The organism is Staphylococcus sp. NAM3COL9, from assembly GCF_001431205.1.
Lineage (GTDB): Bacteria > Bacillota > Bacilli > Staphylococcales > Staphylococcaceae > Staphylococcus.
In genome coordinates, this window is the sequence record NZ_LGPC01000004.1 from 35,931 (window position 1) to 49,908 (window position 13,978).

General features: G+C 35.8%; 10 protein-coding genes and 1 other annotated feature. Of the genes, 8 read left to right on the top strand and 2 right to left on the bottom strand.

The genetic code is table 11. The annotated features are described in order from the left end of the window. Window positions 1-151: 151 nt before the first annotated feature. A complete protein-coding gene (locus ACA31_RS00585) occupies window positions 152-1,756 on the top strand; it encodes an amidohydrolase (protein ID WP_057511451.1) in 1,605 nt (534 codons plus the stop codon). Between the two features lie 148 nt (window positions 1,757-1,904). On the opposite strand, the gene ACA31_RS00590 is transcribed toward ACA31_RS00585, so the two are convergent. Continuing rightward, the gene (locus ACA31_RS00590) at window positions 1,905-2,750 is read right to left on the bottom strand and encodes a ParB/RepB/Spo0J family partition protein (protein WP_057511452.1); all 846 of its coding nucleotides are present in this window, start codon (window positions 2,748-2,750) and stop codon (window positions 1,905-1,907) included. Between the two features lie 180 nt (window positions 2,751-2,930). Further along, window positions 2,931-3,307, top strand: a binding site (T-box leader). Window positions 3,308-3,369: 62 nt separating this feature from the next. On the opposite strand from ACA31_RS00590, the gene ACA31_RS00595 reads away from it, so the two are divergent. The 7 genes from ACA31_RS00595 to ACA31_RS00620 all read left to right on the top strand — a co-directional run bounded on the left by ACA31_RS00595 (window position 3,370) and on the right by ACA31_RS00620 (window position 12,657). After that, window positions 3,370-4,473, top strand: coding sequence for a PLP-dependent transferase (locus ACA31_RS00595; RefSeq protein ID WP_057511453.1), 1,104 nt, complete (start codon window positions 3,370-3,372; stop codon window positions 4,471-4,473). Continuing rightward, window positions 4,470-5,645 (top strand): cystathionine beta-lyase MetC, encoded by a 1,176-nt coding sequence (metC, locus tag ACA31_RS00600; RefSeq protein ID WP_057511454.1) that lies wholly within the window; start codon window positions 4,470-4,472, stop codon window positions 5,643-5,645. Before ACA31_RS00595 ends, metC begins: the two co-directional genes overlap by 4 nt. Further along, complete coding sequence (locus ACA31_RS00605) at window positions 5,599-7,440, top strand: bifunctional homocysteine S-methyltransferase/methylenetetrahydrofolate reductase (RefSeq protein ID WP_057511455.1); 1,842 nt, start codon at window positions 5,599-5,601, stop codon at window positions 7,438-7,440. Before metC ends, ACA31_RS00605 begins: the two co-directional genes overlap by 47 nt. Then, on the top strand, window positions 7,434-9,680 hold the full coding sequence (gene metE, locus ACA31_RS00610; RefSeq protein ID WP_156393376.1) for a 5-methyltetrahydropteroyltriglutamate--homocysteine S-methyltransferase: 2,247 nt from the start codon (window positions 7,434-7,436) through the stop codon (window positions 9,678-9,680). Before ACA31_RS00605 ends, metE begins: the two co-directional genes overlap by 7 nt. Before the next feature lie 24 nt (window positions 9,681-9,704). Further along, entirely contained in the window at window positions 9,705-10,445 is a 741-nt protein-coding gene (locus ACA31_RS00615; RefSeq protein ID WP_057511457.1) for a cyclase family protein, read from the top strand. A gap of 160 nt (window positions 10,446-10,605) precedes the next feature. Further along, complete coding sequence (locus ACA31_RS12980) at window positions 10,606-10,866, top strand: DUF3021 family protein (protein WP_301335842.1); 261 nt, start codon at window positions 10,606-10,608, stop codon at window positions 10,864-10,866. Between the two features lie 90 nt (window positions 10,867-10,956). Then, window positions 10,957-12,657: a diflavin oxidoreductase gene (locus ACA31_RS00620; RefSeq protein ID WP_253721344.1), complete on the top strand. Its 1,701-nt coding sequence runs from the start codon at window positions 10,957-10,959 to the stop codon at window positions 12,655-12,657. Between the two features lie 106 nt (window positions 12,658-12,763). Here ACA31_RS00620 and ACA31_RS00625 read toward each other — a convergent pair whose 3' ends face one another. Beyond that, complete coding sequence (locus tag ACA31_RS00625) at window positions 12,764-13,948, bottom strand: thiolase family protein (protein WP_057511458.1); 1,185 nt, start codon at window positions 13,946-13,948, stop codon at window positions 12,764-12,766. Between the last annotated feature and the right edge of the window lie 30 nt (window positions 13,949-13,978).

Genomic DNA, 13,978 nt, shown 5'->3' on the forward strand with positions numbered 1-13,978 from the left:
TGTATATAACATGAATTCAAGAGTTATCATACTTAAAAACTTATATTTCAAACTAATAAATTCTCTCTAAAAAATATGTTATCAATTGAAATTACTTTTCTTCAAGAATAGTATGTGTAAGGGATACAAAAGACACGTAGGAGGCTTTACTTTGAAAATTTCAAAAATAGTAAATGCAATGATTTTGGACATGGAAGATAACAAACCATTTTTAGGGACGCTAATATTAAATGACGGTGTCATCTCTGACATTGTGCCACAAGTAGATATTGTAGAAGATGACAATGCACTAGACTTGGAACAACACTGGATTACACCTGGATTTATAGATACGCACAGTCACCCAACAGGTTATGGATCAACAAAATTAATGGTAGATTGTGCTGATTCTGACATTCTAAACATCACGGACTTAATTAATAAATTTAATGACAATAAGCGTAGCTTAACTCACAATGGTTGGTTGATAGGTTACGGTTATAATGAAAAAGCTTTAACCGAACAACGTCATCCAAATCGCTTTGATTTAGACCAAATTTCTCAGGATACTGCGATTGTTATTATGCATTACTCTGGTCATATGGCTACTGTAAATACCAAAGCACTTGAAGTTATGGGGATTGAGTTAACAGACGATAATCCAGAAGGTGGTTATTACGAACGAGATTCTGAGGGCAATGTCAACGGTGTGCTTATTGAATTGCCAGCTATGGTTAAATTAAGAGCAGCACTACCTAAAGCTACAGCAGATAGTTTCACTTATAGTATGAATCTAGCAATTGATGATTATGTAAAAAATGGTATAACGAACACCTCTGATTTACTCATCGGCGGTAATGGATACACAGACTACGAAGGCATACTAACATTCTTAAACGCACCTCAACGTATCCGTACACGATGGATGATTACACATGAATTATTGGAAAAACATCCTGAATTTAAAAACGTTCATGCTGAAACACTTGATCATACTTTTCAACAACATAGTGACGGTATGAGTCATTTAGGTGGCGTAAAATTCTTTAATGATGGATCTATTCAGTTACAAACTGCTTCTATAAGAGGGCGTTACTTAGATGGGGCAACACCACCTAAACCTTTAATGTCACTAGAAGTGATGACAGAAAAATTCAAACATTTTCAGCAATTAGGTTTTAATATTATTACGCATGCAAATGGTGATGATGCAGCTCAATCTGTAATTGAAGCTTATAAAGGTACAGCAGATTATAAAACAAACCCTTTACGCAATAGAGTCGAACATTTACAAACAGTAACGCGTTCAGATATTAAAGCAATGGCAGAGCATCATATTGGAGGCTCTTTCTTTATTAATCATATTTATTATTTTGGTGACTTACACCGTGACGTCTTTTTAGGCAATGACAAAGCGCAAAATTTAGATCCGGTTAAATGGGCAGAAGATGAAAACATGGTGTTTACTTTGCATACTGATGCGCCAGTGACACCAATTTCTCCTTTAGAATCTATTCAAATTGCTGTTGATAGAAAAACTAAAAACGGTGAGATACTTGGTGCCCACCAGCGTTTATCTCGCAGCTCTGCATACAAAAAGATGACTGCAGATGCAGCGCGTTTAAATCATACAGAAGACTATGAGGGCACAATTAAAGTTGGTCATGTTGCGGATTTTGTCATACTGAATCGTAATCCTCTCGAGGAAGATGTAACACTCGATAACAACTTAATTGAAGCAACGATTTGTGACGGTAAATTAGTCTATAAAAAATAATAGGATCATATGGATTATGTATATTGTTTGAAAGACTTCTATGGGAAACATGCACTACAATACGAAATATTGATAGAAAAAGGACAGGTTGAATTCAAAATTCAACCTGTCCTTTTTTAGTGTTTTAATTCCTTACATATGAAGTAAGTTATTCATTATTATATTTTTCATTTAATTGATGAATTAACCTTTTAAATTCAGCTTCTGATTTAAACTCAAAAGTGATGTTTCCTTTTTTATTATGCGCAGAAATAGAAACACTTGAACCATATTGTTCTTTAAGTTGTCTTTCTTGTTGTTGAATAAACTTAGGTTTTGTAGCTACTTGCTGTGTTTTAGTCTTTGTACTTTTTTTATTATAATTTTCATTTAAGTATTGCTCTAAATAACGCACGCTCCAAGACTCCCCGGAGACTTTCTTAGCGATTTGACGCATTTTTTGTATATCTTTTACAATTAATAAGGTACGCCCATGGGCACCAGATAATGTACCTTCTCTTATCATATTCGATACATCTTTAGGTAATTGTAGTAAGCGTAGCATGTTCGCAATATAAGGTCTAGATTTACTTAAACGTTGCGCAACTTCTTGTTGTGTTAGCTTTAAATCATCCATTAATTGACGATAGCTTTCTGCTTCTTCAATGACATTGAGATCTTCTCGTTGCAAGTTCTCAATAATGGCAAGTTCCATCATATCTTCATCAGTTAATGCTTTAACAATTGCGGGAACTTCTGTTAACCCTGCTATTTTTGCCGCTCGGTAACGTCGTTCACCTACAACAATGTGATAACCAGTAATAGCCTTTCTTAATACGATAGGTTGTAAAATGCCGTGAAGTTTAATCGATTTTGCTAAGTCATTTAAACGCTCTTCATCAAACGTTTTACGCGGTTGATAAGGATTGGCTTTAATAGTCGTGAGTTTAACTTGTTGAATTTGAGCATCTTCTTCTAATTGCAATCTATGATCTTTTGAATTTTCGATTGTCATACACCTACTTTCATCATCCAATATCTCTTTATGCATTTAATATATTCACAGTATATCATCACTCTCATGACAGTAAATATACGTAGAAAATAATTTGTTTAATCTAAATTTTCAGATAAGTTGTTGACAAAAAGTATTTTGGTGTGTAATCTAAGGTATATCAAATACGAATTGCACATACGAAACACAGTAATAGGGAAAGTAAAACTTACACTGCTGACACAGAGAGTCTTTGTTCGCTGAAAGAAGACACGGAAAGAAAGTTTGAAAATGGCCTTTGAGTGTTGATACCAATATGAGGTGTCAACGGGATCGCCCGTTATAGCGATACAGTATTAACATTTTGTTAAATGGCGTACTGGATTAAATCCACGCGTCGTATATTTCGTTAATACTCATTTTATTCATATAAGATGAGTTTTTTAATTTCAACGAAGATACGATGTCACTATTCAGTCTATGTTGCCTATTCAACAACTTGGCGTACTGGTTAAGGTTACTTTAGTGATAAAGTAACAAACAGAGGTGGTACCGCGAGCTAAGCTTTCGTCCTTTACATCCGATTATTCGGGTTTAAAGGACGGAAGCTTTTTTTATTTTTAAAAGGAGGTTATCTATTATGAAAAATACTGAACTAGCACAAATTGCTTTGTCACAAGATCATACAGGCGCAGTTGCAAACCCAATCTATTTATCAACAGCATACCAACATCCTCACTTAGGTGAATCAACTGGTTACGACTATACAAGAACAAAAAACCCAACCCGCTCAGCATTTGAGGAAGCCTTTGCAAAGCTAGAACGAGGTACTGCTTCATTTGCAACTTCAAGTGGTATGTCAGCAATTCAACTTATTTGTAACTTATTTAAAACTGGTGATGAAATATTGGTATCTTTTGATTTATATGGTGGCACATTTAGACTTTTTGATTTTTACGAGCAACAGTATGGTATTCATTTCAAATATGTAGATTTCCTTAATTATGAAGAAGTAGAACAAAGTATTACCGAAAATACAAAAGCACTATTTATAGAACCGATTTCTAACCCACAAATGATAGAAGTAGATATCGATCCTTACTATATCTTAAGTAAAAAATTCAATTTATTAACAATTATAGATAATACATTTTTAACACCTTATCTTTCAACACCACTCGAAGATGGTGCAGACATCGTCTTACATTCTGCTACAAAATATATAGGCGGTCATAACGATGTACTTGCTGGTGTTGTCACAGTGAATAATGATGCGCTAGCAGAACATTTAGCACAGTTACACAATATGATTGGTGCTACATTATCACCTTTCGATAGTTATTTGCTACAGCGTGGCTTAAAAACACTGCACATCAGAATGGATCGTTCAGAATATAACGCTAAACTACTCGCAGAACGATGTAGTAACTTAGATGCAGTTGATAAAGTACTTTATAGCGGACGTACTGGTATGTTGAGCTTACGTTTAAACAAAGCCTATAAAGCTGATAAATTCTTAGAACATTTAGAAGTTTGTTTATTCGCCGAAAGTCTCGGTGGTACTGAAACATTCATAACATTCCCATATACACAAACACATATAGATATGCCAGATGAAGAAAAAGACAAACGCGGCATTGACGAACATTTACTTAGACTATCTATTGGAATTGAAAATTATGAAGATATTGAAAAAGACATCGTACAAGCATTACAAAAATCTAACCAAGGAGTGATTTCATGAGTTTATCAAAAGAAACAGAAGTAATATTCGATGCACATAGAGGTACAGATTATGATTCGGCGAACCCTCCGTTATATGATTCTTCTACATTTCATCAAAAAGTGTTAGGTGGCAATGCAAAATACGACTACGCACGAAGTGGTAATCCTAACAGAGCATTATTAGAAGAAAAATTAGCCAAACTTGAAGGCGGTAGTCACGCATTTGCTTATGCTTCAGGTATCGCCGCAATTTCAGCAGTATTACTTACGTTAAATGCTGGCGATCACGTTATCCTACCTGATGATGTTTATGGTGGCACATTCAGACTAACTGAGCAGATATTAACACGTTTTAACATTCAATTTTCAACAGTAGATACGACAAACTTAAATGAGATAGAAGATGCGATACAAGACAATACGAAATTGATTTACGTGGAAACACCATCTAATCCATTATTCAAAATTACAGATATTAAAGGTACAGCTAACATCGCCAAACAATATCAACTCTTACTTGCAGTCGATAACACATTTATGACACCACTTGGTCAATCGCCATTAGCACTTGGTGCAGATATCGTTGTTCATAGTGCAACGAAGTTCTTAAGTGGTCATAGCGACATTATTGCCGGTGTAGCAATTACTAATAATCAAAGCGTAGCTGACGCACTATATTTACTACAAAATGGCACAGGCACAGCATTATCTGCCCACGATAGCTGGACTTTAGCCAAACATTTAAAAACATTGCCAGTGAGATTCAATCAATCTGTGGAAAACGCTCAACAACTTTATGAATTCTTAGCTCAACGCGATGAAATTGCTGAAGTATATTACCCGGGAAATGATGCCTTACATTTATCACAAGCACGTCATGGCGGTGCAGTACTAGGCTTTAGATTAAAAGACGAAACTAAAGCACAAGCATTTGTAGACGCATTATCATTACCACTTGTATCTGTAAGTTTAGGTGGCGTAGAAACAATCCTTTCGCACCCAGCTACAATGTCACACGCAGCAGTACCTAAAGAAGTACGTGAAGAACGTAACATTACATTTGGATTATTTAGATTAAGTGTTGGTTTAGAATCTGCAGATGAATTAATTTCAGATTTAAATTACGCAATTAAGGAGGCTTTCAATGAGTCAACTCATCGACAAACTGAAGAACAACATATTAGTAGCTGACGGCGCTATTGGAACCATTCTTTACTCTGAAGGTCTTGACACTTGTCCCGAAGCATACAATTTAACATATCCTGAGAAAGTAGCGCATATTCATCGTTCTTATATTGAAGCTGGCGCAGATATTATACAGACTAATACGTATGGCGCAAATTTTGAAAAATTAAAAGACTTTGGCTTAGAACATAAAGTGAAAGAAATTCATCAATCTGCTGTAAAAATCGCCAAGGAAGCTGCAAAAGATGACACATTCATATTAGGTACTGTAGGTGGCTTTAGAGGCGTTAAACAAGAAGATTTAGGGTTATCTGCAATTCAATATCATACAGAACTTCAAGTGGATACTTTAGTAGAATCTGGCGTAGATGGTTTACTCTTTGAAACTTATTACGACTTAGAAGAGCTTACAAATATTATAAAAGCGACAAAACGTAAACACGATATACCGATTATTGCGCAACTCACTGCTCTGAATACAAATTATTTAAGAGATGGTACAGAAATTAATACCGCATTACAACAAGTCTCGGCAAGCGGCGCGGATATTGTGGGATTAAATTGTCATCATGGCCCCCACCATATGCAACAGTCATTCTCACATATTGAATTACCCGAAGGCGCATACTTGTCATGCTATCCCAATGCAAGTTTGCTTGATATAGAAAACAGCCAATTCAAATATAGCGACAACGCCGAGTATTTTGGCAATGTAGCACAGAAACTTATTAATGAAGGTGTTCGTCTCATTGGTGGTTGTTGTGGTACAACACCTGAACACATTCAATTCATTAAATCATCCATAACTGATTTGAAACCTGTAGCAAATAAAAATGTAATACCGATTACAAAATATACGAGTACTTCATCTAAATCAACACAATCTCAGAGCCTAACATCGAAAGTAAAGCAACGTCCGACGATTATAGTTGAATTAGATACACCGAAGCACTTAGACACAGATACATTTTTCAGAAATATCAAAAAACTTGATGATGCCAATATAGATGCCGTCACATTAGCAGACAATTCTTTAGCAACCGTAAGGATTAGCAATGTTGCTGCCGCAAGCATTATTAAACGACAATACGATATCGAACCGTTAGTGCATATCACTTGTCGCGACCGTAACCTTATCGGATTGCAATCACACTTATTAGGATTATCACTACTAGACATCAATGAAATATTAACTATTACAGGTGACCCTTCTAAGATAGGCAACTTACCCGGTGCGACGAACGTATACGATGTAAATTCCAAAGGTTTAACCGAAATTGCGTTACGTTTCAACCAAGGAATCAACACAGATGGTGATGCGCTGAAGACGAAGACAAACTTCAACATCGCAGGTGCCTTTGATCCAAATGTAAGAAAGTTAGACGGTGCAGTAAAACGCTTAGAGAAAAAATTAGAAAGCGGTATGCACTACTTTATTACACAACCGGTTTATAGCACTGAAAAAATTAAAGAAGTCTATGAAACAACCAAACATTTAGATGTCCCCTTCTTTATCGGTATTATGCCAGTAACAAGTTATAATAACGCAATATTTTTACATAACGAAGTACCTGGCATTAAATTATCAGAAGAAGTGTTAGAACAATTTGAAGCTGTTAAAGATGATAAAACCAAAACAAAAGAACTGAGTTTGAAACTATCCAAAGAACTGATTGACACAGTACATGAATATTTTAATGGTTTGTATTTAATTACACCATTCCAAAAAGTAGATTACACATTAGAACTTGCAGCTTATTCAAAATCAATTACTTCAACTAAACAGGAGGCAATATTATGACTATTAAAACATCAAACTTAGGTTTTCCAAGATTAGGTAGAAAAAGAGAGTGGAAAAAAGCAATCGAAGGTTACTGGTCTAAAAAAATAGATTTAGATACATTACATCAGCAATTAACAGATTTGCATAAAGAAAATTTATTACTACAAAAAAACTACAATCTATCAAGTATTCCTGTCGGTGATTTTTCACTTTATGATCATATTCTTGATACATCTTTACTCTTTAATATTATTCCGGAACGTTTCCAAGGTAGAGACATAGATGATGATTTATTATTCGATATTGCTAGAGGTAATAAAGAACATGTTGCAAGTGCCCTAATTAAATGGTTCAACACAAACTATCACTATATCGTTCCAGAATGGGATCATGCTGAACCGAGACTTAATCACAATGTTTTATTAGAACGCTTTAACTATGCTAAATCATTAAATGTAAACGCACATCCTGTCATTGTAGGTCCAATTACATTTGTTAAATTATCTAAAGGCGGCGACCAATCTTTCGAAGAAAAAGTAAACACACTGTTACCTTTATATAAAGAAGTTCTACAATCATTAAAAGATGCTGGTGCTGAATATATTCAAATCGACGAACCTGCTTTAGTGACAGATGACAGCGCAGATTATGAAAGTATTACACAAGCAGCATATGAGTATTTCGCTGATGCTGGTTTAGACAAACATATTGTGATACAAACTTATTTCGAACGCGTTAATTTACAATTTTTAAACAGCTTGCCTGTTAAAGGGCTTGGGTTAGATTTCATTCATGACCATAACTTTAACCTTGAACAAATTAAAGCTGGCGATTTTGATAAAAACAAAACACTTTATGCAGGTATTATCGATGGCCGTAACGTTTGGGCTGCTGACATTGAGGCTAAAAAAGAACTCATCGACACCTTACAAAATTATACAAATGACCTTGTTATTCAACCATCGTCATCATTATTGCACGTTCCTGTATCATTAGATGATGAAACACTTGAAGATTCAATTGCCGAAGGTTTAAGCTTCGCTACTGAAAAATTAGAAGAATTAGATGCCTTGAGACGCCTATTTAATGACAATGATGCTGAAAAATATAATGAATTAAAAGCACGCTATGAACGTTTCCAAAATCAATCATTTAAAAACCTTGAATATGATTTTGAGAGCGTACGTACTTCAAGACAATCTGCTTTTAAAGTGCGTAAACAAGCACAAGACAAACGTCTTAATTTACCAGATTTACCAACGACAACAATTGGGTCTTTCCCACAATCCCAAGAAGTACGTAAATACCGTGCTGATTGGAAAAATGATCGCATCTCAGATGAAAATTATCAATCATTCTTAAAAAATGAAATTGCACGTTGGATTAAAATTCAAGAAGATATTGGTCTAGACGTCTTAGTCCATGGTGAATTTGAACGTAATGATATGGTCGAATTCTTTGGTGAAAAACTACAAGGTTTCTTAGTAACTAAATTCGGCTGGGTGCAGTCATACGGTTCTCGTGCGGTGAAACCACCTATCATTTATGGCGATGTGAAATGGGCTGAACCACTTACAGTGAAAGAGACGCTTTATGCACAAAGTTTAACAGACAAGCCTGTAAAAGGTATGCTCACTGGACCTGTCACAATTCAGAACTGGTCATTTGAACGTGTAGACTTACCGCGTGAAGAAGTACAAGATCAAATTGCACTCGCTATTAATGAAGAAGTATTGGCACTTGAAAATGAAGGTATTCAAATTATTCAAGTAGACGAACCCGCTTTAAGAGAAGGTTTACCGCTTCGCTCAGAATATCACGAAGACTACTTAAATAAATCTGTGCAATCGTTTAAACTTGCAACATCTTCAGTGGCTGATGAAACGCAAATTCACACGCATATGTGCTATTCGCAATTTGGACAAATCATACATGCAATCTACGACTTAGATGCAGACGTGATTTCTATTGAAACATCTCGTAGTCACGGTGACTTGATTAAAGACTTCGAAGATATTACTTACGATTTAGGTATTGGTTTAGGGGTATATGATATTCATAGTCCACGTATTCCGACTGAATCAGAAGTTACAGAAGCAATTCATCGTGCCTTACAAGAAATTGACCGTTCGCTATTCTGGGTCAATCCAGATTGCGGATTGAAGACACGTAAAGAAGATGAAGTAAAAGAAGCATTAAGTGTCTTAGTGAATGCCGTTGATAAGTTACGTAAATCAACAAACACAGCAACAGTGTAACGATTAAAAATGGTGGTGATACACATGAGTTATCCGTTATGGGAGCAATTAGAACAATTAAAATCATCAAAGTGGGTCGATTTGACCCACACATTTGATGAAACTATTCCATGTTTCAGTGAATTTGAACGTGCTAAAGTTTCTACCCTATATAACGTAGCAGACGATGGCTTTTATGTTCAAAATTGGAATATAGTAAGCCAGTATGGCACACATATTGATGCACCTATTCATTTTGTAGAAAACACACGCTATTTACATGAATTAGATTTAAAAGAACTTGCCCTACCACTTGTTGTTTTAAATTTTTCAGAAGAAGTAGCAGATAATGCAGATTTTATTTTAACTCGCACAAATATCGAACAATGGGAAGCAACCCATGGCATAATTGAACCTGGTACGTTTGTCGCCTTACGCAGTGATTGGTCCAAACGTTGGCAAGACATCGAACAATTCGAGAATAAAGACAGCAATGGCAACCTTCATTTACCCGGTTGGGGCCTCGATGCTTTAAAATACTTACTCGAAGAACGACAAGTGAAAGCCATTGGCCACGAAACATTTGATACCGATGCTTCAATAGATGTAGCTAAAAATGGCGATATCATTGGTGAACGTTTCGTCCTAGGTCAAGATACATTCCAAGTTGAATTGTTGACGAACTTAGACCAACTACCCACGCGAGGCGCTATTATTTACACGATTAGTCCTAAACCTAAAGACGCGCCAGGATTTCCGGTACGCGTATTCGCTATTACGCCATAATGGCTATTATTCGATATACACGAGTATCTTCAAACTTAAAAGCCTAGCTATTATAATATGAAAAGATATTAAGAAATTGAGCCCTTCTCATATCTCAACATCTCCTTTTTAAAATATATAAATTACGCCCCAAATCATTTCCTACCAAGAATGATTTGGGGTGTTTATATGTGCATTTTTAGTGTTCACATACCGCCTCTCAATTTTTAAAAAGACAGCGATTCACTTTAGTGTCATGTTGATAGTCATGTTTCCTTTAACCATATTAGCAGGTTGGTTTCCACTCCGTATCTCGATCATTATCGTATTCATCATTATATATACAATCACTTATTTTATTATTTGGTTTATTGAAAGTAGAAGCGCACAAAGAGATGTAAATGAAATAAACAAAATCATTTCAGAGAATCAAAAACATTAATTCTATTTCAATTAATTAATAAAGTAATTCAATGATGTTATGATTTAAGGACATGATGTTTACGCAAACCTCATACAATAAAAAAACGAGGTGAATGATTTGCAATTAAATGAAACCAATATCCCTTTCAACCAAGAACAAGATAATAGAACAACAACCGAACCTTTAGAAGTGCATATTCTATTCGGTACTGAAACAGGAAATGCTGAAGAAGTAGCCGATCAATTTGAAGCAAAATTAAAGGAACATAATTTAAACGTTCATTTATCGGAGATGGATGATTTCCCTCTAGATGAACTGACAAATGTAGATTACCTTTTTGTCATATGCTCTACACAGGGCGTGGGTGAACCTCCAATTAGTGCCATAGATTTTCATGAGTTTATGCACAGTGATAAAGCTCCACAATTAGACGCTTTAAACTTCTCAGTGCTCGCACTTGGAGATCAAAATTACCCAGATTTTTGTCAGGCAGGTAAAGATTTTGATGAAATCTTTGGTAAACTTGGTGGTCATCGATTAGCTGAGAGAGTAGATTGTGATTTTGATTTTGAAGAAACTTCAGAACAATGGATCGCAGATATGCTAGAGCTATTGACCAATATTTCCCCAAACACTGATTCAAATGATGTGATAGACGATGAAGTCACAATTGAAGAACCTCATGGCCAGTATTCTAAATCAAACCCATTTCAAGCTGAAGTGATAAAAAATAATGTACTGACAGAAGCCAATGCATCACGTGAAGTCAGACATCTTGAATTATCTCTTGAAGGTTATAACGAAACATACGAGCCCGGTGATAGTTTAGTAGTGATTCCTGAAAATGACCCTGCTCTTGTTGAACGCTTTATCGATAGTTTAGGCTGGGATGCTGAAACGCTTGTTCATGTTAATAAAGATGAACAACAATTAACATTAAAAGATGCATTGACACATTACTATGAAATTTCAAAAATAACACCTGCATTAATGAACAGTGCCGCTGAATTATTCAGCAATCCAATGTTGAACGCAAATGTTCAAAAAAGTGATTGGATTCAAGATTATATTTATGGTCGAGATGTCATCGATTTAATTAAAGACTTTTCACCTGTATCACTTCAACCAAAAATGTTACCGCAATTATTAAGAAAGTTACCACCAAGAGAGTACTCAATCGCAAGCAGTAACAACGTTAATCCAAACCGTGTACAAATCACAGTTCGTGTCGTGAAATATGAAGCGCATCGCCGTGAACGTCTAGGCGTTTGTTCCGTTCAACTTGCTGAACGTACACAACCTGGTGATTATATACCTGTTTATCTTAAAAAGAATCCAAACTTCAAATTTCCTTATGAAGAAACAACACCGGTTATTATGATTGGTGCTGGAACAGGAATTGCACCATACAGAGCCTATCTACAAGAACGTTCACACTTAGATCTTAAAGGCTCACAATGGCTTATTTTTGGCAACCAAAATTATCATACAGATTTCCTTTATCAGAGTGATTTAGAGGGTTGGCTGAGTGACGGAGTACTCAGTAAATTAGATTTAGCTTTTTCAAGAGATACTGAAACTAAAATTTATGTTCAACATCGTATTGAAGATAATAGTGCTGAATTTTATAAATGGATGATAGGGGGCGCTACGATTTATCTATGTGGAAATAAAGATGAAATGGCTTCAGGCGTCCATCAAGCATTAGTGAATGTATTGATTAAACATGGTGATTACAGTCAAGATACTGCAGAAGACTATTTAAGAGATTTAATTAAAAATCAACGTTATCAACGAGATGTTTATTAGTATGTATAAAGTATAACTAAGCACAGAACAATTATTTAACTCATATCAAAACCCCTTAAACATTTATATTATGCTTAAGGGGTTATTTATTACATATTAACTACTTTTATCTGACATATTCAAAGATGCCAGCAGCACCCATGCCAACGCCAATACACATCGTAACCATGCCATATTTCGTATCTGGCTGTTTCTTCATTTCAGAAAGTAATCTTCCTACTAACATCGCGCCTGTTGCTCCAAGCGGATGTCCTAGCGAAATTGCACCACCGTTAACATTGGTTTTCTCAATATCTAAACCGGTTTCTCTAATAGAGGCTAATGTTTGAGATGCAAATGCTTCGTTTAACTCAACTAAATCAATATCTTTGATATCCAAGTTTGCTAATTTCAACGCTTCTGGAATCGCATATGCTGGACCAATTCCCATTAATTTAGGGTCTACGCCCACCGCTTTAAAACCAACAAAGCGTGCGATTGGTTTCACGCCTAATTCTTTCACTTTTTCACCAGACATAACTACCACAAACCCTGAACCATCTGTTAAGGGGGCCGAGGATCCTGCGGTCACTGTACCGTCAGCCTTAAACACTGTAGGTAATTTAGCTAAAGCTTTCTTATTTGTATCTGGTCTGATTAATTCATCGTCTTTAAATACTTCTTTCGAAACGACTGGGCCATTTTGATCATAAGAGACTTTATTCACTTCAATCGGTATAATTTCGTCCTCAAATTTACCTTCTTGTTGTGCTTTTGTAGCACGTTGATGACTCTGTACTGCATATGCATCTTGGTCTTCTCTTGATACATTGTAAGTTTCTGCTACCATCTCTGCAGTCAGTCCCATTGGATAAGAAACGCCTGAATCTTCATCTTGTAGAATTGGGTTGTTGGTTGGTTCATTACCACCCATTGGTACTGCACTCATTAATTCAACACCCCCAGCTACAAGGATGTCTGCTTGATTCGCGTTAATCTGGTTTGCTGCATGCGCAATCGTTTGAAGACCTGATGAACAATAACGGTTGACCGTTTGTCCTGGTACTTCGTTTGGCATGCCTGCAAGTAATGCAATCGTTCTTGCAATATTCTGTCCTTGCAAGCCTTCTGGAAATGAATTGCCGACGATAACGTCTTCTACCATGCTAGGATCAAATGAACCTCCAACTCTTTCTAATACGCCTTTTAATACTTTTGCTGCCACTTCATCTGGTCTTTCGTGAGCCATTGCCCCATTCTTTGCCTTACCAGCTGCTGAACGTCCATAAGCTACAATATATGCATCTCGCATTTAAGTTCACCCTTTCTTTTTACTCTCAAT

What these genes read in the sequence shown, in the direction of transcription:
- ACA31_RS00625 (WP_057511458.1), bottom strand. Translation starts at nt 13,948, where the DNA reads ATGCGAGATGCATATATTGTAGCTTATGGACGTTCAGCAGCTGGTAAG.
- metC (WP_057511454.1), top strand. Translation starts at nt 4,470, where the DNA reads ATGAGTTTATCAAAAGAAACAGAAGTAATATTCGATGCACATAGAGGT.
- ACA31_RS00590 (WP_057511452.1), bottom strand. Translation starts at nt 2,750, where the DNA reads ATGACAATCGAAAATTCAAAAGATCATAGATTGCAATTAGAAGAAGAT.
- ACA31_RS00595 (WP_057511453.1), top strand. Translation starts at nt 3,370, where the DNA reads ATGAAAAATACTGAACTAGCACAAATTGCTTTGTCACAAGATCATACA.
- ACA31_RS00615 (WP_057511457.1), top strand. Translation starts at nt 9,705, where the DNA reads ATGAGTTATCCGTTATGGGAGCAATTAGAACAATTAAAATCATCAAAG.
- ACA31_RS00605 (WP_057511455.1), top strand. Translation starts at nt 5,599, where the DNA reads ATGAGTCAACTCATCGACAAACTGAAGAACAACATATTAGTAGCTGAC.